The sequence below is a fragment of the Alcaligenes ammonioxydans genome (assembly GCF_019343455.1).
In the GTDB taxonomy this organism is placed as follows: Bacteria; Pseudomonadota; Gammaproteobacteria; order Burkholderiales; family Burkholderiaceae_B; genus Alcaligenes; species Alcaligenes ammonioxydans.
The window spans coordinates 833,653-852,094 of the sequence record NZ_CP049362.1 but is presented as its reverse complement, the minus strand read 5'-3'; the positions used below and the strand labels follow the sequence as shown (position 1 = coordinate 852,094).

17 protein-coding genes are annotated in these 18,442 nt (G+C 57.7%); 10 read left to right on the top strand and 7 right to left on the bottom strand.

Annotated features, from left to right (window positions below; translation table 11 throughout):
- Nucleotides 1–141 precede the first annotated feature (141 nt).
- The 7 genes from glyQ to FE795_RS03840 all read left to right on the top strand — a co-directional run bounded on the left by glyQ (nt 142) and on the right by FE795_RS03840 (nt 7,453).
- On the top strand, nt 142–1,047 hold the full coding sequence (glyQ, locus tag FE795_RS03870) for a glycine--tRNA ligase subunit alpha (RefSeq protein ID WP_003803477.1): 906 nt from the start codon (nt 142–144) through the stop codon (nt 1,045–1,047).
- Nucleotides 1,047–3,179 (top strand): glycine--tRNA ligase subunit beta, encoded by a 2,133-nt coding sequence (gene glyS / locus FE795_RS03865; RefSeq protein WP_131071332.1) that lies wholly within the window; start codon nt 1,047–1,049, stop codon nt 3,177–3,179. Before glyQ ends, glyS begins: the two co-directional genes overlap by 1 nt.
- Nucleotides 3,179–3,718: a D-glycero-beta-D-manno-heptose 1,7-bisphosphate 7-phosphatase gene (gmhB, locus tag FE795_RS03860; RefSeq protein WP_219235713.1), complete on the top strand. Its 540-nt coding sequence runs from the start codon at nt 3,179–3,181 to the stop codon at nt 3,716–3,718. The genes glyS and gmhB overlap by 1 nt, the downstream gene beginning before the upstream one ends.
- 1 nt (nt 3,719) lies before the next feature.
- The gene (locus FE795_RS03855; protein WP_003803484.1) at nt 3,720–4,469 is read left to right on the top strand and encodes a lysophospholipid acyltransferase family protein; all 750 of its coding nucleotides are present in this window, start codon (nt 3,720–3,722) and stop codon (nt 4,467–4,469) included.
- A complete protein-coding gene (locus FE795_RS03850; protein ID WP_003803486.1) occupies nt 4,435–5,316 on the top strand; it encodes a M48 family metallopeptidase in 882 nt (293 codons plus the stop codon). The genes FE795_RS03855 and FE795_RS03850 overlap by 35 nt, the downstream gene beginning before the upstream one ends.
- 29 nt (nt 5,317–5,345) lie before the next feature.
- Entirely contained in the window at nt 5,346–5,741 is a 396-nt protein-coding gene (gene gloA, locus FE795_RS03845; RefSeq protein WP_003803488.1) for a lactoylglutathione lyase, read from the top strand.
- Between the two features lie 482 nt (nt 5,742–6,223).
- A complete protein-coding gene (locus FE795_RS03840) occupies nt 6,224–7,453 on the top strand; it encodes a nucleoside recognition domain-containing protein (RefSeq protein WP_003803489.1) in 1,230 nt (409 codons plus the stop codon).
- Nucleotides 7,454–7,495: 42 nt separating this feature from the next.
- Here the strand turns inward: FE795_RS03840 and rsmA are convergent, their stop codons facing one another.
- Genes rsmA through FE795_RS03825 form a run of 3 tightly spaced genes read right to left on the bottom strand, consistent with a single transcriptional unit; the run spans nt 7,496 to nt 12,103 of the window.
- The gene (gene rsmA, locus FE795_RS03835; protein WP_131071331.1) at nt 7,496–8,287 is read right to left on the bottom strand and encodes a 16S rRNA (adenine(1518)-N(6)/adenine(1519)-N(6))-dimethyltransferase RsmA; all 792 of its coding nucleotides are present in this window, start codon (nt 8,285–8,287) and stop codon (nt 7,496–7,498) included.
- Between the two features lie 8 nt (nt 8,288–8,295).
- Nucleotides 8,296–9,747, bottom strand: coding sequence for a peptidylprolyl isomerase (locus FE795_RS03830; RefSeq protein WP_131071880.1), 1,452 nt, complete (start codon nt 9,745–9,747; stop codon nt 8,296–8,298).
- Nucleotides 9,740–12,103, bottom strand: a complete 2,364-nt coding sequence (locus FE795_RS03825) for an LPS-assembly protein LptD (protein WP_329956482.1) — start codon at nt 12,101–12,103, stop codon at nt 9,740–9,742. Before FE795_RS03825 ends, FE795_RS03830 begins: the two co-directional genes overlap by 8 nt.
- Nucleotides 12,104–12,242: 139 nt before the next feature.
- Here FE795_RS03825 and FE795_RS03820 point away from each other — a divergent pair, with 139 nt between their 5' ends.
- The 3 genes from FE795_RS03820 (at nt 12,243) to FE795_RS03810 (ending at nt 14,870) form a co-directional block, all read left to right on the top strand.
- Nucleotides 12,243–13,289, top strand: coding sequence for an aminoglycoside phosphotransferase family protein (locus FE795_RS03820; protein WP_003803501.1), 1,047 nt, complete (start codon nt 12,243–12,245; stop codon nt 13,287–13,289).
- The gene (gene murU, locus FE795_RS03815; protein ID WP_059318694.1) at nt 13,289–13,999 is read left to right on the top strand and encodes an N-acetylmuramate alpha-1-phosphate uridylyltransferase MurU; all 711 of its coding nucleotides are present in this window, start codon (nt 13,289–13,291) and stop codon (nt 13,997–13,999) included. Before FE795_RS03820 ends, murU begins: the two co-directional genes overlap by 1 nt.
- Nucleotides 14,000–14,162: 163 nt before the next feature.
- On the top strand, nt 14,163–14,870 hold the full coding sequence (locus FE795_RS03810) for a DUF6776 family protein (RefSeq protein ID WP_003803505.1): 708 nt from the start codon (nt 14,163–14,165) through the stop codon (nt 14,868–14,870).
- 114 nt (nt 14,871–14,984) lie between these two features.
- On the opposite strand, the gene glnQ is transcribed toward FE795_RS03810, so the two are convergent.
- From glnQ to FE795_RS03790, 4 genes are all read right to left on the bottom strand, one after another.
- Nucleotides 14,985–15,713 carry a glutamine ABC transporter ATP-binding protein GlnQ gene (gene glnQ, locus FE795_RS03805; RefSeq protein ID WP_003803507.1) on the bottom strand — a complete coding sequence of 243 codons (729 nt, stop codon included), beginning with the start codon at nt 15,711–15,713 and terminating at the stop codon, nt 14,985–14,987.
- Complete coding sequence (locus tag FE795_RS03800; protein ID WP_003803509.1) at nt 15,710–16,489, bottom strand: ABC transporter permease subunit; 780 nt, start codon at nt 16,487–16,489, stop codon at nt 15,710–15,712. Before FE795_RS03800 ends, glnQ begins: the two co-directional genes overlap by 4 nt.
- A gap of 172 nt (nt 16,490–16,661) precedes the next feature.
- Nucleotides 16,662–17,393: a glutamine ABC transporter substrate-binding protein GlnH gene (gene glnH / locus FE795_RS03795; protein WP_407927744.1), complete on the bottom strand. Its 732-nt coding sequence runs from the start codon at nt 17,391–17,393 to the stop codon at nt 16,662–16,664.
- 226 nt (nt 17,394–17,619) lie between these two features.
- Nucleotides 17,620–18,411 (bottom strand): MetQ/NlpA family ABC transporter substrate-binding protein, encoded by a 792-nt coding sequence (locus tag FE795_RS03790; protein WP_131071330.1) that lies wholly within the window; start codon nt 18,409–18,411, stop codon nt 17,620–17,622.
- Between the last annotated feature and the right edge of the window lie 31 nt (nt 18,412–18,442).

The following is an 18,442-nucleotide window of genomic DNA, read 5'->3' as shown; positions in this document are numbered from 1 at the left end:
GCTGACCGCCCGGTACAAACAGCGCTTGCCCGTAGTCCGGACGGCCAAAACCAGGCATTGCAGGCGCTTTTCTGCTGTAAGGGCGCAGTTCACGCTAAAATAGAAAAATTTTGCAGATTCTCGCTTTACTGGCCATTGCTCATGCTCACCTTTCAGCAAATCATACTTACGCTCCAGCAATACTGGGACAAGCACGGATGCGCTCTGCTTCAGCCCTACGACATGGAAGTCGGTGCAGGAACCTCCCATACGGCAACCTTTTTGCGGGCTATTGGCCCCGAGCCCTGGCGCGCGGCCTATGTGCAGCCTTCACGCCGTCCCAAGGACGGGCGCTACGGCGACAACCCCAACCGCCTGCAACACTATTACCAGTTTCAGGTCGTGCTCAAGCCTGCGCCTGAAAACATTCTGGACTTGTACATCGGCTCGCTGGAGGCCCTGGGCATCAACCCCAAGGCGCACGACATCCGCTTTGTGGAAGATGACTGGGAGAACCCCACGCTGGGCGCCTGGGGTCTGGGCTGGGAGGTCTGGCTCAACGGCATGGAAGTCACCCAGTTCACCTACTTCCAGCAAGTAGGCGGCCTGGATTGCACGCCAACCACGGGCGAAATCACCTACGGTCTGGAACGTCTGGCCATGTACTTGCAAGGCGTGGAAAGCGTCTACGATCTGGTCTGGACCGAAGGTCACAACGGCCAGCGTATTTACTACCGCGACGTGTTCCACCAGAACGAAGTGGAGCAGTCCACCTACAACTTCGAGCACGCCAGCACCGACGTTCTGTTTGCGCACTTTAACGACTACGAAGCCGAAGCCAAGCGCATCATCGATGTGCCGCTGGCCCTGCCTGCCTACGAACAAACGCTGAAAGCTGCCCACACCTTCAATATGCTGGATGCCCGCGGCGCCATCAGTGTGACTGAGCGCGCTGCCTATATTGGCCGTATCCGCAATCTGTCCCGCGCTGTCGCACAGGCTTACTACGACTCCCGCGAACGCCTAGGTTTCCCCATGCTGAGCAACACATCCCCGGAGGCCAAGTAATGAACGCCTCCACGACACAGCCTTTGCTGATTGAACTCTTTACTGAAGAACTGCCCCCCAAGGCGCTGCAACAGCTGGGACAGGCCTTTAGTGACGGTCTGCAAAAAGTATTGAGCGAACAGGCCCTGCTGGCCCCAAACTGCGAAGTGCGTGCTTACGCTACGCCACGCCGTCTGGCTGCCTGGTTCAGCGCCGCCTACCAGCAGGCTGAAGACCAGCCTTATACCGAAAAACTGATGCCCGCCCATATCGGCCTGGATGCCAATGGGGAAATCGCCCCGGCCCTGGCCAAGCGTCTGGCCGCCAAAGGTCTGGAACATCTGAAGGCCAGCGATCTGCTGCGCGAGTCCGATGGCAAGCAGGACTACCTGTACGCCAGCGGCATTGCCACCGGCGCCGTTCTGAAGGATGGCCTGCAGGAAGCCCTGGAATGGTCCATCACCCACCTGCCCATCCCTAAAGTGATGCGTTACCAGTTGGCCGATGGTGTCAGCAGCGTCCGCTTTGTGCGCCCTGCCCACGGTCTGGTCGCCCTGTGGGGTTCAGAGATTGTTCCCGTCAGCGCGCTGGGCCTGCAAGCCGGTCGCCAGACACACGGCCACCGCTTCCTGTGTGACGCCCCCTTCGACATCCGTGATGCCGATAGCTGGGTCGCCCAAGTTCAGGAGCAAGGCTGGGTGGTTCCTTCCTTCGAAACGCGTCGCGAGCAAATTCGCACAGAACTGGAAGCCGAAGCCAAGCGCCTGAACGCCACACTGGGCAATGACCCCGAGGTGGAAGCCCTGTTGAACGAAGTGACGGCTCTGGTCGAATACCCTACGGTGTACGTGGGTCAGTTTGACGAGCAGTTCCTGCAAGTGCCGTCCGAATGTCTGATTCTGACCATGCGTCTGAATCAAAAGTATTTCCCGCTGTTTGACCCTGCCACACAAAAACTGACCAACCGCTTTCTGATCGTCAGCAATATGAAGGTGGACGATCCCAGCAACATCATCGAAGGTAACGAGCGCGTGGTTCGCCCCCGTCTGGCGGACGCCCAGTTCTTCTTTGAAACCGATCGCAAACAGACGCTGGCCGAACGTGTTCCTACACTGGCTGGCAGCGTGTACCACAACAAACTGGGTTCGCAGCTGGACCGTATCGAGCGTCTGCAATCCGTGGCTGGCTACATCGCCAAGCAACTGGGTGCCAATGAAGAGCACGCCCGTCGTGCCGCCCTTCTGGCCAAGGCAGACCTGAACTCCAATATGGTGGGCGAATTCCCCGAGCTGCAAGGCGTGATGGGGGCTTACTACGCCCAAGGCGATGGCGAGCCCGAGGACATCGTGCTGGCGATTCGCGAGCAATACCGTCACCGTCTGGACCAGCCCGTCACAGAAGCCAGCCTGACTCAAGCCATTCTGTTCCTGGCTGAGCGTGCCGAAGTTCTGGTCGGTATCTGGGGCATTGGTCTGGCTCCAACCGGCGAGCGCGATCCTTACGCCCTGCGCCGTGCGGCCCTGGGCCTGATCAGCGCCTACGAGCAATTGCAGGCCGGTGCCCAATTGAAGGCCAACCGCCTGAATCTGGATACCCTGCTGAACACCACTGCCTCCTTCTTCAAGGATGGCGTGCTGGCTGCTGACACGGTCGATGCGGTCCAAGCCTTCATTTATGAACGCTACCGTAACCAGCTCAGCAACGATTACGAGCGCAGCGTGGTGGATGCCGTGCTGGCGCTGCGTCCACCGCTGGAGCAGGTGCACGCCCGTATACAGGCTTGCGCCTCCTTTGCCCAGCGCCCTGAAGCCGAGAGCCTGGCAGCTGCCAACAAGCGCGTCAGCAATCTGCTCAAGAAAGCCGAAGGCGAACTGGCAACGCTGGACGACAAGCTGCTGGTCGAACCAGCCGAGCGCGAGCTGGCTGCCAAGATTCAGGAATTGCAGCCTGTGGCCCAGGCCCAGTTTGAAGCGGGTGAATTTGACGCCTCCCTGGCCACCCTGGCCCAGGCTCGTGGTGCCGTGGACAACTTCTTCCAGGACGTCATGGTCATGGCCGAAGACCCAGCCATCCGCGCCAACCGTCTGGCCCTGCTTGCCAAGCTGCATGCACTGATGAACCAGGTTGCGGATCTTTCCAGGCTGGCCAACTAGTGAAACTTGCCATCATTGATCGGGACGGTGTCATCAACCATGACAGCGATGCCTTTATCAAAAGCCCGCAAGAGTGGGAGGCCATTCCAGGCAGTCTGGAGGCCTTGGCCCGCCTGACCGAAAACGGCTGGAAGGTGGTGATTGCCACCAACCAGTCCGGTCTGGCGCGTGGTCTGTTTTCCATGACCACGCTAAACGCCATCCACGCCAAGATGCGTCGGGAGCTGGCCTTGCTGGGCGGTTTGATCGACGCCATCTTTATTTGTCCGCACGGTCCCGATGATGGCTGCGCCTGCCGCAAGCCTGCCCCCGGCATGTTTCGCGACATTGCACAGCGCTATGAAATAAACCTGCAAACCGTACCCTCGGTAGGCGATTCCTTGCGCGATCTGCAAGCGGCCAGCCAGGCCGGTTGTGCACCCTGGCTGGTCCAGACTGGCAAAGGCATGCGTACTTTAGAGAAAGGCGGCTTGCCCGAAGGCACGCGCGTCGAGGCCGACCTGGCCGCTGTTGTCGACAAATGGCTCCACGGAAACTGATATGGGCATTATCCGCGCTTCACTTTATCAACTGTTCTTGTTGATCACCGTCATTCCCTACGCATTTGCCTGCCTGCTCATCGCCCCTTTGCCGCTAGATATACGCTATCGCTTTACGACCGGCTGGCCACGCCTGGCTATCTGGGGTGCGCGCACGATCCTGGGGATACGCTGGCAGACCAAAGGCTGGGAAAACCTGCCTGATGGCAAGGCCATCATCCTGTCCAAGCACCAGTCGGCCTGGGAAACACTGTTCTTTCCCTCGTACATGCCGCGCCAGGTGTGCTTTGTCTACAAGCGCGAGCTGCACAAAGTGCCCTTCTTTGGCTGGGGGCTGGCTTTGCTGCGCATGATCCCGATTGACCGTGCCAAAGGCCGCGATGCCTTTGAACAAGTCATCAAGATTGGCCAACAACGCATTGACGAAGGCCGCTGGCCCTTGCTGTTTCCCGAAGGCACCCGCACCGCACCAGGCACGACAGGCCGCTACAAAATGGGCGGCGCCTTGCTGGCCAGCCGTACGGGCACACCGGTCATCCCTGTGGCGCACAACGCGGGCGAATGCTGGCGTCGCAATGCCTTTATCAAGACGCCGGGCTTGGTTACTATCTCCTTTGGGCCGCCCATTGATCCCACGGGCTTGACCCCTGAAGAAGTCAACCAACGCGTACAAACTTGGATTGAAACCGAAATGCGCGTCTTGAATCCGGAACGCTATGACGGTCCCCCCACAACTGGCCCTGTTTCCTGACACGGCCTTCCCCCACCCGGCGCAGCGGCCCGCCCGGCCGCCTGCCGGTTCTGCTGTGTCACCCCAAGCTGATTTAACGGTTCGGCCCGAGACCCTGCCCGAAGGCGTACAGTGGCAGCAGGTGCAGCTTGAGGGTCAACTTATCGGTTATCAGCTCAAGCGCTCGCGTCGCCGCACTTTAGGCCTGACTATCAATGACAGTGGCTTGACCGTCGCTCTGCCCTCCTGGGTCAAACTCAGCCAGGCCGAACAAATTCTGCATAGCAAAAGCGCCTGGATACTGCGCAAGCTGCGCGAGTACCAACAGCGTCGCGAACAATTGGCGTTGCAAAGCCTGCAGTGGGTCGATGGCGATACCCTGCCTTTTATGGGAACACCGATCCGTCTTGGCCTGGACCCGCAGGTTCAACAGATTCATTTCGAGGGCATACTGGGCCAGATCCGGCAGGGCCAGCGCCTATTGCTTCCCCTGCCAGTCGATGCGGAGCCGTTGCGCGTTCAAGAGCTGACTCAGGCCTGGCTGCAGAAACAGGCCAAACAGTGGTTTGAGCAGCGGCTGCAACACTACCTGGACCTGTCAGGCCTGCGCGCCAGCAAATTACGTCTGGCCGCCCCCGCCAAACGCTGGGGGTCCTGCAATAGCGACGGAACGATTATGCTGAACTGGCGCCTGATACACTTTCACCCATCCATCATTGATTACGTCGTCGCTCACGAGGTCGCGCATCTGCAAGAGATGAATCACGGTCCGCGTTTCTGGGCCTTAGTCGAAACGCTCTATCCTGATTTTGTCCATGCGCGCAATCAGCTACGACAGTATGATCCAGGCACCCTGCCCCTGCTTTAAGGCAGGTTGAACTCTAGGAGCTCTACCTTATGCGTATCCTGCACACCATGCTGCGTGTCGGCAATCTGGACCGTTCTCTGGCCTTTTACACCGAGGTCTTGGGCATGAAGCTGCTGCGCCAGTCCGACTACCCGGACGGCCGCTTTACACTGGCTTTTGTGGGCTATCAGGACGAATCCGAAGCCGCTGTGCTGGAACTGACCCACAACTGGGACACCCCTTCTTATGATCTGGGCAATGGCTACGGCCACATTGCACTGGAAGTGCCCGATGCCTACAAAGCCTGTGAGGACATCAAGGCCCGTGGTGGCAAGGTGGTACGCGAAGCCGGCCCCATGAAGCACGGCACGACCGTGATTGCTTTTGTGGAAGATCCGGACGGCTATAAAATTGAACTGATCCAGGCCAAAGGGCGCGTGGATTAAAGCCAACGGAACCGGCCTTGAGAGGCCGGTTTTTGATTGTCTGGCCGTCAAAACGTCTCAGTGATGACACGCCTTGCCCGCGGGCTGCTGCACCCCTTCCTTTCCTCCCGATCCTTTGTACCTCCTCTCTCTTTCTGACGCACTGTCTTTCCACGTCTCTTTCACACCGCCCCTTGCCGGTCCCGCCTTCCACGCCACGTTCCCGCCCCCCTGCTGCTTGCCACTCTTTCCGAGCCGTCTTGCTGTCGTCCACTCTCCGTTTTACCAATAAGCCGTTACCTACCGCTTCTTTCCCTGTGAATCAAGAGCGCCCTTGGGCTGTGTGCCTTAGGCAAACCTCATCCAACAGGCAGCGCTCTGACTCCCATGCGTGTTTTGCGACTGCTTGTGCCAATACCCTTACATACCGTAGCCGATAAAACCGGGCTGGATTCTGCGACAATCTAGTCTGGCTTTTCCCTGCCCTGCTTACTGCCAACACTATGCTCAATACTCTTTGGCTGTTTTTCTTCCTGATTGCCGCTGTCAGCGGTTTTTACCAATGGCTGGTAGGGGGAAATAGCGAAATTTTTGCGCAGATGGTGCGTAGCCTGTTCGATATGGCTGCCCTGTCCGTCCAACTCATGCTGCTGCTTTTTGGCACGCTGACCCTGTGGCTGGGGTTTTTGAAGATCGCCGAGAAAGCCGGGCTGATCGATACGCTGGCACGCTGGCTGGGCCCGCTGTTTAGCCGCCTCATGCCTGGCGTGCCCGCCGGTCACCCGGCCCTGGGTCTGATCACCCTGAACTTCGCCGCCAACGGTCTGGGTCTGGACAATGCGGCGACTCCCATCGGTCTGCGTGCCATGAAGTCGCTGCAAACACTGAACCCGCATCCTGACACGGCCACCAATGCCCAGATCCTTTTTCTGGTGCTCAATGCCTCGTCGCTGACACTGATCCCCATCAGCATCTTCATGTATCGGGCTCAACAGGGCGCGCCTGACCCGACCATGGTGTTTCTGCCCATTCTGTTGGCCACCACCGCCTCCTCGCTGGCAGGACTGCTCAGCGTCGCGTTGGTACAGCGCCTGCGTCTGTTTGATCCGGTGCTGATGCTGTGGTTCGGGGTGTTTGCGCTTATTCTGGGTTCGTTCATGGCCTTGCTGGCCACCCTGAGCGCGGCCGCCATTCAGTCGCTGTCTTCCCTGCTGGGCAACCTGACCTTGCTGTCCATTATCTGGCTGTTCCTACTGATAGGGTGGCGTCGCAACATCCCCTTGTATGAAACCTTCGTGGAGGGCGCCAAAGAAGGCTTTGCCGTTGCCAGGGACTTGCTGCCCTATCTGGTTGCGATGCTGTGTGCCGTCGGCGTGCTCAGAAGCTCAGGCGCGCTGGATATCGTCCTGGACATGATCCGCTGGCTGGTCAACCTGACCGGTCTGGACACTCGTTTCATCGATGCCTTGCCGACGGCTCTGGTCAAACCTTTCTCGGCTGGGGCAGCCCGCGCCCTGCTGATCGAAACCATGCAGCATCATGGGGTAGACAGCTTCCCCGCACTCCTGGGGGCTACGGTACAAGGCAGCACGGAAACAACCTTTTATGTATTGGCCGTGTATTTTGGAGCGGTGGGCATCCAACGCGCTCGCCATGCGGTCTCCTGCGCCTTGCTGGCTGATCTGGCTGGCGTGCTGGCCGCCATCGCCGTTTGTTATTGGTTCTTCGGCTAGGCGGGGACAAATAAAAAAGCCCCTCGCGGGGCTTTTTTATTATCAGGCAACTTGCACGACGCCTTTATCCATCAGATGATCTGCCAAGGCTATATAGTCCGCCAAAGACAAATCAGCAGGGCGGCTGGTGGGTGCGATACCCAGGCCATCCCAATCGATATGCGGCGTCCAGTCTCCCAGGCCACCCCGCAACATCTTGCGCTTTTGCGCAAAGGCCCTAGCCACAACCCGACTGAATACACCCGCATCGCGCGCCTGAAGCCGATCCGCAGGCAACGGCACCATACGCACCACGGCAGATACCACGCGTGGCGGTGGATTGAAGGCCTCGGGAGGCACTTCAAACAGTTTGACCATGCGGTAGCGCGACTGCAGCATTACCGACAGACGGCTGTAATCCGACGAGCCGGGCTGGGCAACCATGCGGTCGATCACTTCGCGTTGCAGCATGAAATGCTGATCCACCACTGCATCCGCGTATTCCAGCAAATGAAACAGCAATGGGCTGGAAATGTTATAGGGCAAATTGCCGACAATGCGCAGATTCGGCCCTAATGCACCAAAATCCACACTGAGCGCGTCGGCCTCGATGATCTCCAGCTTGCTGGGCGAGTAGTGATTGCGCAGCCGCGCGGCCAGATCACGGTCAATCTCGACCACCCGCAGGCGCTCCAGCGCTTGCGTCAGAGGCCGGGTCAGGGCGGAGAGGCCCGGACCGATTTCCACCATATTATCGACGGGCCGAGGGCCAATCGCACGGATGATCTGGTCGATGACGGCCTCATCTTCCAGAAAATTCTGTCCAAAGCGCTTGCGCGCCTGATGCTGGGCCATACTTGTCCTTAGCGACGGCGGGTGCTGGACTCGGGGTCCAGACGGTTATCAATATAGGCACGGCCGCGCAGGCTGTTCAGCCAATCCTCAAACGCAGGCTCGGCACGCTGCTGGAACAGTGCCTGACGGGCTTGCATGCGTTTGTACTCATCTTCCATATTGCGCGTGCGACGCTCAATAACCTGGATCAGGTGCCAGCCAAACTGGGATTCCACGACTGCCGTATCATTGCCGGGCTGCAGCTTGTTCATGGCCTGCTCAAACGGAGGCACGGTTTCCCCTGGCGAGAGCCAGCCCAGATCGCCACCTTGTGGTGCGCTGCTGTCTTCCGAGTAGCGCTTGGCCAGATCCTGGAAAGATTCGCCATTACGCAGACGTTCTTGCAGTTGCTCAATACGCTGACGAGCCTGCTCCGAGGTCATGACCTTGGAGAGTTTGACCAGAATATGACGAGCATGAGTCTGAGTCACCATCATGGGGCCAGATTGAACCGCCGCCGCACCCGGTACGGGTGAGGTATTGGCGGGAGCACTGCCGCCACGTTCAAGCACCTTCAGAATATGAAAGCCTTGTCCACTGCGAATCAGATTGGACACCTGCCCAGGGGCCAGATCCTGCACCGCCTGCGCGAACAGGTCCGGCCAGTCCGACAAGGGACGGGTGCCCATGACGCCGCCACTCAGCGCCTCCTGCCCATCCGAACTGGAAGCAGCCAGACCGGCAAAATCCGCCCCTGAACGGGCCTGAGCCAACAAGCCCTCGGCCTTGGTACGCAAACGGGCTTCTTCGCTGGAATTGGCACTTTCAGGCACCCGCACCAGGATTTGTGCCAGGCTCACCGGCGCATCCTGACTTTGTGCCGCAGACTGCCCCAGATTGCCTAAACCGGCGCCGCCTTGAGAGCGCAGATAAATGTCAATATCGGCATCCGTAATATTGATGCTGCTGTCCACAGCGCGCATGCGCAATTGATCCAGCAAAATTTCCTGTTTCAGATTGGCGCGGTACTGCTCCCAGCTAATACCATTTTTTTCGATTTCGGCACGCAACTGGGCTTCCGTCATATTGTTGCGCGAGGCAATCATACGCACGCCCTCTTCCACCTGCTGGGGGCCGACAGAAATCCCCATGGCACGCGCTTCCTGCTGCTCCAGGCGTTCATTGATAAGACGCTGGAGAACCTGTTTGCGCAATATCTCCTGATCCGGGGCAGGAATTTTCTGCTGTTTTAACTGCGCCAGCACCTGCGCTGCCTCCTGGTCCACTTGACGCAGGGTAATCACCTCGTCATTGACGACGGCAGCGATGCCATCCACAAACTGGGGCGCGGCCGTGGACGTCTTGTTGGATGCGGCGGGCTTGGACTGCGCCTGTGCCATTTGGGTCGTACCCAGACCCATGACGGCCATCAGGGCCAATGACAGGGTGCGGTTTTTCAAGCTGAAACGCATATTATTCATACCTCTCATGAATCATTTTTTCCTGTACGGGGTCCGAGATGGGTTCATAGCCGATCACGCGATCACGCAGCAATTTGATGGGGTCGTTGCCAATGCCACCCAGACCGGACAACTCCAGCTGGAAGAACATGGCTTTATTGGTTTCCCTGGCCGAAACCGCATAGCGTTGCAGAACCACGCGCGCCGCCCAGCAGCAGTCGCCTTTGTACTCCAGGCCCAACACAGTTTGTGTACCACGACTTTCCTGAATGGAATAGTCGTAACGTCCTACTGCATACAGTCTGTTGCTCAGGGGCCATTGGCCTGTCATGGAAACATATTCTTTGCCACGCTGATCTTCTTCAAGCGGCGTAAAGGTCGGATCGACAACCTGACGCGGATCACGTTCGTAGCGGTAGTTCACCCCCAGCGTGGCAAGACGCTTGGGCCGCCAGCGAATGCCGGACGTCAGGCGGTTGCGACGACTCTCATCCGGATTGAACTGGGCATCAAAGTTGACCGAAAACGTGTTGGTCAAGGCCGCGCTGGCCCCCACCAGATAGTCCGAACGCGTACTGGTACGCGCCTTTTCGTCACTCAGGGTGACCGTTTGCTTGTCAAAATACAGGCGCTGTGCCGCTTGCAAGACCAGACGCTCATACCCGGTATCGGCATCCAGCCAGCGGGAGGTCAAACCGACCGTCACCTGATTGGCATTGGAAATCCGGTCCCAGCCACCCGAGAAGATATTTTCGCTAAATGCCTGGGCAAAGTTGAAGCTGGCCAGACTGGTGTCGTACACGGGCAGCGTGGACTGATCGCGATAGGGCACGTACAGGTAGTACACACGCGGCTCCAGGGTCTGAATGGAGTCGTTGCCAAACAAGGTGGTATTGCGCTCGAAGGTCATGCCCGAGTCCAGGGACAGGATGGGCAACACACGGCTCTGCGTGCGGGAACGCCCAGCGTACTTGGCCATGTAAGGGCTAGGATCACCCACATACCAGTCGGTCTGGTATTGGCTCATGTGCAAGCCAGCTTTGGGCGTGATGTACCAACCCGGGCGGATGATAGGGTAAGCGACCGTCGTATAGGACGATAAACGCGTACCATCTGGCGCCAGACGGGTACTGCGCATATCGTCAAATTCGCTCAGATTGCCACTGTAGAACGGCAAGCGGAAACGAGTCGCGTAGTTATCGCTGACCACATCAAAGCCGCCCCAGTTATAGCGAGAGGCGCCCAGATACCATTCCGGCAACTTGTCGTATTGCGGCTGACGGTAGTTGCTGGTGGCGTCCTGCAGGGTTTGATAGCGGGTCCCACTAACGTGAGCGCGAAAATATTTGGAACCTGCCCAACCCAGGGTGACCGTGCTGGCCAGATCCTGGATCGTGGAGTCGTTCAGGCCAAAGCTGCTGAAGTCGCGGAAATAATCATCATCCGAGACGCGGCGGATGTCGGCATTCAGGTAGAAACTGGCAGGCAGATTCTGGCGATACTGTCCCATGAACAGCCAGCGCTTGTAGCCCAGCTCCTTGTCATCAGGCAAATAATTGCCGGTCAGCTCCCCCGAGAAACTGTCACCCAGATACCGGAACTCGCTGCCCAACATGGCGCCACGCTTGCTCATCAAACGAGGGGCCAGGGTGGCATCGTAATTGGGGGCCAGATTCAGGTAATACGGTACCGTCAGGTCCAGACCGCCCCGCGTCGTCATGCCATAAGTGGGCAGCAGAAAACCCGATTTACGCTCCTTGCGCAGCGGAAAGGTCAGGTAGGGCGAATACAGGAGCGGCACGCCTTTAAAGTAGAGCACACCATTGCGCGCCACCCCTTCGTTTTCTTTGGAATACAGATCCACCTTGGGGGAGCGGATGTACCAGGCAGGGTCGGGACACGGGCAGCCGGAGTAATTCACATCGGCCAGACGCATATGGTTGGAGTTGAGAATGTCCGCCTGGGTCGCCGTTCCACTGCCGCCGCTTGCCCCCAGCCAGAACTCCGGAGAGGACATGCGCCCGGTGTCTGCATCCAGGTTGTAATCAAACTCAGGACTGCGCACCAGGGCACCGTCACGCATGATCAGGCCATTGCCACGCACCTGCACCTGGCCGGTTTTTTCCTGGTAGTCGATGCGGTCGCCTTTGACGACAGAATCAATACGACGCACCTGCGCGCCGCCTTCCAGACGCAAGGTGCCGTCCTCCAGGGTTTTCATCTGGTCGCCTATCAGATAGACGGCCATGTCTTCTTCCTGAAGATTGCGCACCTGCAAGCTGGGGGACGTCTTTAAAGACGGACGCACGGATGACTCGGCCTGGGCAAGCCCCATGCCTGTCATCATCAAGACGGTATACAACGTCGCAACTCGCACTAAGACCGCGCCTCCAGTTGTGTCCTGCATTTGCTCGTACCAGGTGAAAAACCCTGGCGACCCGGTATTATAGTTAAGCCTGCCGTTTAGCGGCACTGCTAAACACTAATCCGTTACGTTCTTCTGCTTCCTTTTATTTATGTCTGCTTCTATTTCTGCCGCTGCCGATCCTCGTTTGCAGCAAGCGATCACCTGGCTCAACACCCTGAAAACCCAATTCGGGCTGGATCTGGACAGCCTGCAAGCGGCCTCCAGCGACGCCAGCTTTCGCCGCTACTTTCGTTTGCAAGCCCAGAACCGCAGCCTGATTCTGATGGACGCGCCCCCTGCAACCGAAGACTGCAAGCCCTTTGTACAGGTCACCCAATTGCTGGCCCCGACGGGCATCCATGTCCCTGACATCCTGGCCGCCGATACCGAACAAGGCTTTTTGTTGCTCAGTGATCTGGGCCAGGACAACTTCCAGACCGCGCTGAAAACCCCCATGCCCCAAAGCGAGCTGGACAAACTGTACCGCAGTACGCTGTTGACCCTGGTGAAACTGCAACAAGCCGACACCACCGGCCTGCCGCCCTACAACGAACAGCGCCTGCTCGAGGAGCTGCAAGTCTTTCCCGAATGGTACGTACAAAAGCATCGCCAGTTCGAACTGAGCGAAAAAGACCATAACATGCTGCGCAAAACCTTTGCAGAGCTGGTTCAGGCCAATGTACAAAGCGCTACTGTACTCGTACACCGGGATTTTCACAGCCCTAATCTGATGATGCCCCTACCCGGCCAGACTGAGCCGGGCGTCATCGATTACCAGGATGCGCTGGCTGGCCCCATCACCTATGACATTGCTTCGTTGGTCATGGACGCACGCGTCACCTGGACCGAGGAACAGCAGTTGGACTGGGCAATTCGCTACTGGCAGGCGGCCATGGAAGCGGGCCTGGACGTCCCTGCTGACTTTGCCGTGTTCCACCAGCAATACGAGTGGATGAGCCTGCAACGCAATCTACGTATTTTGGGCGTATTCGCCCGCCTGTCCCTGCGTGACGGGAAACATCACTATCTGGACCACATGCCACGCCTGCTGGGCTACGTTCATCAGGTTGCCAGCCGCTACGAAAGCTTCAACGGCCTGCTGCGCCTGCTCAACCGTCTGGAAGGACGCCAGACTGTTTTGGGCATGACCGTCTAATGCGTGCCATGATTCTGGCAGCCGGTCGCGGTGAGCGCATGCGGCCCTTGACCGATACCTGCCCCAAACCCCTGATTCCGGCAGGTGGCCAGCCCTTGATCGTCTGGCATTTGCGGGCTCTGGCCAAAGCCGGTTTTCGTGAGGTCATCATCAACCACGCCTGGCTGGGTGAGCAGATTGAATCCACCCTGGGCGATGGCAGCCAATGGGGACTGCACCTGAGCTACTCCCCGGAGCCATCGGCTCTGGAGACAGCCGGCGGTATTGCCAAGGCGCTTGATTTTTTCCAGGGTCAGCCTTTCTTGCTGATGAATGGGGATATCTGGTCAGACTGGAACCTTGCGCAGGCTTTTGCCATGGCCGAGCGCCTGCACACAGGCCCGGAACTGGCCTGGCTGGTTCTGGCCCCGAACCCGCCCCACCATCCCGATGGGGACTTTGGCATGCTGGATGGTCAAGCGCACCTATGCGCCAAAACCTGCGCAAACGCCCAGAGTGCCACACTCAGCGGCATCGGGGTCTACAAGCCCGAGCTCTTTGCGCAGTTGCCCAAAGGCCAGCCAGCCAAAGCAGCTCCGCTGTTGCATGCGGCCATCGCACGAAAACAGGTATTGGGTACTCTGCATGCAGGCTTCTGGATGGATATTGGCACCCCCGAGCGCCTTGCACAGTTAAACCAATACTTGGAATCGCGGGCACCCTCACAGTAAACTGAGATTTCCCGGCTAGCTGGCAGACGTTTCCAAGCACAACAAAGGGCAACAAAGCCAGCTATCCGCGCCTTCCTCGCCCCAATGACGTCTATGCTAATGGGTTTTGTAATCAGGACTTGAGCTGTCTTGAGTCCCTTGTCTGACAGGAACGTCTGTTCTCATGCTTGGTTCCTCCAAACGCACCGTATTCAAGCCCACCGCCTACGGCTCCAGCCGTCGAAAACGCCGCATCCCACGCTGGTTTGTCCTGCTGCTGACCGGTATCGCCCTGGGCGCCGGCGGCCTGCTGTTCTTGCAACAAAGTTATGGCCCCACACGTCTGACCGTGGAGCAGTCGGAACAGCTGCACTATGATCTGAACAGCGCCAATGCTGAAAAGCAGCGTCTGCAAGCTCAGTTGAACCAGACCAGTCGTGAACTGGAGGACGTCAGCCAGAAAGAGGACAGGCTGGATAAACAGACCAGCGAGCTGCAGGCTATGGTCGCCAAGCTGGAAAAAGACATTGCCTTGTTTGCCGATGCCATGCCGCCCGACCCACGGGGCACCTCACCCGGCATTCGCGCTGCCGAGTTCACCGTCCAGGACGGCCAGTTGAATCATTTTGTACTGCTGATGCAGGACAAGGGCAAAGAGACCGAATTCAAGGGCACCATGGAGTTTGTCGCCGCCGGCCGGTACAGCAATGGCCGCTCCGGCAATGTGGACCTGCCCAGCCAGACGGTCAGCGTGGGCCGCTATGCCTACATCAACGGTACTGCAGAGCTGCCCGCGGGCTTTACGCCCCGCCAGGTCACCATCCGCATCAAACCCGACGGTGCGAACCGCGTGGTTGCCACGCGTACGATCTACGTGACGCCTTCTCGCTGAGCATAGGCTCAGCTTGACGCGTGCAGGCTGCACCGTCACCAAAAAGCCCTTCGGGCATCTGGCTCAACTGCCAATATGCCGAAGGGCTTTTTTGCGGCCATCCTGCGCGGGGCTTTAGGCCACGTGTTGCAGGAAGTCCTTCAAACGCTGGCTGGGAGGATGGCTGAGCAGCTCGGCCGGGGGGCCGTCATGGGCCACCCGTCCCTGATCAATAAAGATCAGGCGGCTGCCGACACGACGTGCAAAATCCATCTCATGAGTCACCACCACCATGGTCATGCCTTCCTCAGCCAGCAATTGCATGACTTTGAGCACTTCCTGGCGCAACTCCGGGTCCAGCGCGGACGTCGGCTCATCAAACAGCATGAGTTTGGGCTTGATGGCCAGGGCGCGGGCGATGGCCACCCGCTGCTGCTGGCCACCGGACAACTCGTTGGGATAATGATTGACCCGCTCAGCCAGCCCCACTTTGGCCAACAGATCCAGGGCTTCCTGACGTGCCTGGGCTCGACTCGTTCCTCGCGTATGAACCGGGCCGAACATGACGTTCTCCAGAGCGCTCATCTGCGGGAACAGATTGAACTGCTGAAACACCATGCCCGCTTCCCGGCGCAGTTCGCGCACCTGGGCCGCCGTCCCGTTGACACTCAAACCATTGACGACAATATCACCGGCCTGGATATCTTCCAGCTTGTTGATGCAGCGTAAAAAAGTCGACTTCCCCGACCCGGAGGGGCCGACCACGACAACCACCTCGCCTTTATCAATCTGCAGACTGATATTGTCGAGCACGATATTGTCTCCAAAGCGCTTGGTTACTTCCTTGAACTCGACAATACTCATACGATCCTCATGCGGTGTTCAATCAACTTCAAGGTCAGGGCAATCAAGCCAGTCAGGATCAGATAGATCACGGCAACCGCTCCCCAAATTTCCACCGAACGAAAGTTGTTGGCAATAATCTCCTGGCCTTGACGAGTCAGCTCGGCCACCCCAATCACAATAAACAGCGAGGAGTCCTTCAAGCTGATAATGCATTGGTTGCCCATGGCCGGAATCATGCGGCGAAATGCCACCGGCCCGATGATATGGCGCAAAATTTTGTGAAACGGCAGCCCCATTGCCTCACCGGCCTCTTTCAGCCCCTTGGGCACGGACTGCAAGGCCCCACGCACAATCTCGGCAATATAAGCTCCCGAATTGATCATCAGGGTAAAGATCGCTGCCGTCAGGCCATCAATACGAATATTGGCCAGCATGGGCAGGGCAAAATAGATGAACATCACCTGTACGACAATCGGGGTGCCTCGAATAATCAGCACATACAGCTGACACAGGATAGAGAGCGTCAACAGCAGATAACGCCTGAAAAAGCCCAATAGCGACACGGCAAGTACCACTTGCAGCGAGGTCCAGACCCAGGCGGGCACAAAACTCAACCCGTTATCCATCAGCCAGGACAGACCCTTGAGCAAAAAGCCGAGCACAAGCAGCCCCAGCACAAACCAGGCGGCCCGGCGCCAGGTGACCGGCACCCGCACATAGGTGGTAATCACGCCGGTCAAAAAACCCAATATGGCGCCGCCCACCAAACCCGACAGGGTGATGAGCAGCGTCATCTTTGTTCCTTCCAGAAGGCTGGGTAAGGCCCCCCAGATAGCGTCCCATTCAAAAGTCACCGTGCTACCTTTGTCTTTGAATAAACGCCCACAACAGAGCGTCAAAAAATAAAGCGGTGATCCCGTTACGACACGCGATCACCGCCTGGCATGCGTTTGGCTCTAGGCCTGTTTAATCAGGCTGCTTGCCAAACCATTTCTGGTAGATTTTGTCGTAAGTGCCGTCGGCCCGAATATCTTTCAATGCCTGGTTTACAACAGGAACCAGTTCGCTGTCTTTGGGAAACGCAATACCGTAGAAGTCGCCACTTTTCACCGCGCCGGTAACTTTCACACGATCCTTGCCGCCGGTCTGAGCGTAATACTGCACGTTTGGTGTGTCATGCACCACGGCATCCACCCGACCTGTGGCCAGTTCCAGGAAGGCATTATCGATATTGGGGAACAGCTTGAGCTTGGCAGTTGGCACCGAACGCTGCATGAAGTCTACGGTGGCAGTCCCAATCTTCACCGCAACCGTCTTGCCTTCCAGATCGGAGGCGGACTTGATGGCGGAGTTATCCGTGTTCACCAAAATGGCCAGACCGCTCTCGTAGTAAGGATCGGAGAAATCAATGACTTGCTTGCGATCGTCCCGGATGGTTATCCCTGCCAGCGCCGCATCCAGATTACGGGTTTGCAAACCTGGGATAATGCCGTTGAAGTCCATGGGCTGAAACCGGTAATTCAGATTGGCTTTTTTCGCGATGGCATCCCACAAGTCGATGTCAAAGCCGGTGTACTTACCGTTTTGCTTGAACTCAAAAGGCACAAACGCCGTATCGGTTGCGACCACCAGCTCTTTGCCTTGTTGCGCCAGGGCCTGCCCCGCGGGCAAAGCCAACGCCAAGGCCAAGCCGGCCATCAGGGTTTTCATTTTCTTATTGAACATCCGTTACTCCTCTGTAGGGACTGACCCACAATCAGCCAGTTCGATGTTTACCCAAGTCTGGCACAGGCTCATGACCTGCCCCAGCGTTGATCTATGCTACCCGAAGCGGACTGCTTCTTTGGCTTTATGTGTTTTAAAAAAAGAAAAACCTCGGGAAATCCCGAGGTTTTTTGTCCAGACAGTCCTGCCCAAACCCGGCTTAGAACGCAGGAACAATCGAACCTTTATATTTGTCGGCGATGAACTTTTTCACGTCCTCGCTGTGCAATGCCTGGATCAGCTTGGCCACCCGTGGATCGTCCTTGGACTTGGCAGCCACGGCGATCAGGTTGGCGTACGGCGAATCAGCGCCTTCAATCACCAGGGCATCCTTGGTGGGATTGAGGCCGGCTTCCAGGGCGTAATTGGTATTGATCAGGGCAATATCCACGTCAGCCAGCACGCGAGGCAGCGTCGCGGCTTCCAGCTCCTTGAACTTCAGTTTTTTAGGGTTCTGATCCACATCACGCGAGGTCGCCAAGATATTGCTAGGATCTTTCAGCGTCAGCACACCCGCCTTTTGCAAGAGCAGCAAGGCACGCGCACCATTGGAAGGATCATTGGGGATCGCCACCAGCGCGCCTTCTTTCAACTCGTCCAGACTCTTGATCTTGGAGGAATAAGCACCAAAGGGTTCAACGTGAACAAGGGCCACCGACACCAGATCGGTTTTGTGCTCTTTATTGAAGGTATCCAGGTAAGGTTTGTGCTGGAAGAAGTTGGCATCGATATGACCGTCAGCCACTTGCTGGTTGGGCTGCACATAATCGGTGAACACCTTGATATCCAGGTTCACGCCTTCTTTGGCCAAAGCAGGCTTTACAAACTCCAGCAGTTCGGCGTGCGGTACAGGGGTAGCAGCGACCGACAGGGTCTCGGCAGCTTGGGCCACGCTGGCCAGCAGAGCCGACACGGACAAGGCCAGAACGGGAACAAATTTCTTCAAAGACATGAGCGACTCCAGTTTCAGAAAGGCAGGACGA

What these genes read in the sequence shown, in the direction of transcription:
- glyS (WP_131071332.1), top strand. Translation starts at nt 1,047, where the DNA reads ATGAACGCCTCCACGACACAGCCTTTGCTGATTGAACTCTTTACTGAA.
- FE795_RS03800 (WP_003803509.1), bottom strand. Translation starts at nt 16,489, where the DNA reads ATGACGCTGCTCATCACCCTGTCGGGTTTGGTGGGCGGCGCCATATTG.
- glnH (WP_407927744.1), bottom strand. Translation starts at nt 17,393, where the DNA reads ATGGCCGGCTTGGCCTTGGCGTTGGCTTTGCCCGCGGGGCAGGCCCTG.
- murU (WP_059318694.1), top strand. Translation starts at nt 13,289, where the DNA reads ATGCGTGCCATGATTCTGGCAGCCGGTCGCGGTGAGCGCATGCGGCCC.
- glyQ (WP_003803477.1), top strand. Translation starts at nt 142, where the DNA reads ATGCTCACCTTTCAGCAAATCATACTTACGCTCCAGCAATACTGGGAC.
- glnQ (WP_003803507.1), bottom strand. Translation starts at nt 15,713, where the DNA reads ATGAGTATTGTCGAGTTCAAGGAAGTAACCAAGCGCTTTGGAGACAAT.
- FE795_RS03790 (WP_131071330.1), bottom strand. Translation starts at nt 18,411, where the DNA reads ATGTCTTTGAAGAAATTTGTTCCCGTTCTGGCCTTGTCCGTGTCGGCT.
- FE795_RS03820 (WP_003803501.1), top strand. Translation starts at nt 12,243, where the DNA reads ATGTCTGCTTCTATTTCTGCCGCTGCCGATCCTCGTTTGCAGCAAGCG.
- FE795_RS03840 (WP_003803489.1), top strand. Translation starts at nt 6,224, where the DNA reads ATGCTCAATACTCTTTGGCTGTTTTTCTTCCTGATTGCCGCTGTCAGC.
- rsmA (WP_131071331.1), bottom strand. Translation starts at nt 8,287, where the DNA reads ATGGCCCAGCATCAGGCGCGCAAGCGCTTTGGACAGAATTTTCTGGAA.
- FE795_RS03850 (WP_003803486.1), top strand. Translation starts at nt 4,435, where the DNA reads ATGACGGTCCCCCCACAACTGGCCCTGTTTCCTGACACGGCCTTCCCC.
- gloA (WP_003803488.1), top strand. Translation starts at nt 5,346, where the DNA reads ATGCGTATCCTGCACACCATGCTGCGTGTCGGCAATCTGGACCGTTCT.
- FE795_RS03855 (WP_003803484.1), top strand. Translation starts at nt 3,720, where the DNA reads ATGGGCATTATCCGCGCTTCACTTTATCAACTGTTCTTGTTGATCACC.
- FE795_RS03810 (WP_003803505.1), top strand. Translation starts at nt 14,163, where the DNA reads ATGCTTGGTTCCTCCAAACGCACCGTATTCAAGCCCACCGCCTACGGC.
- FE795_RS03830 (WP_131071880.1), bottom strand. Translation starts at nt 9,747, where the DNA reads ATGAATAATATGCGTTTCAGCTTGAAAAACCGCACCCTGTCATTGGCC.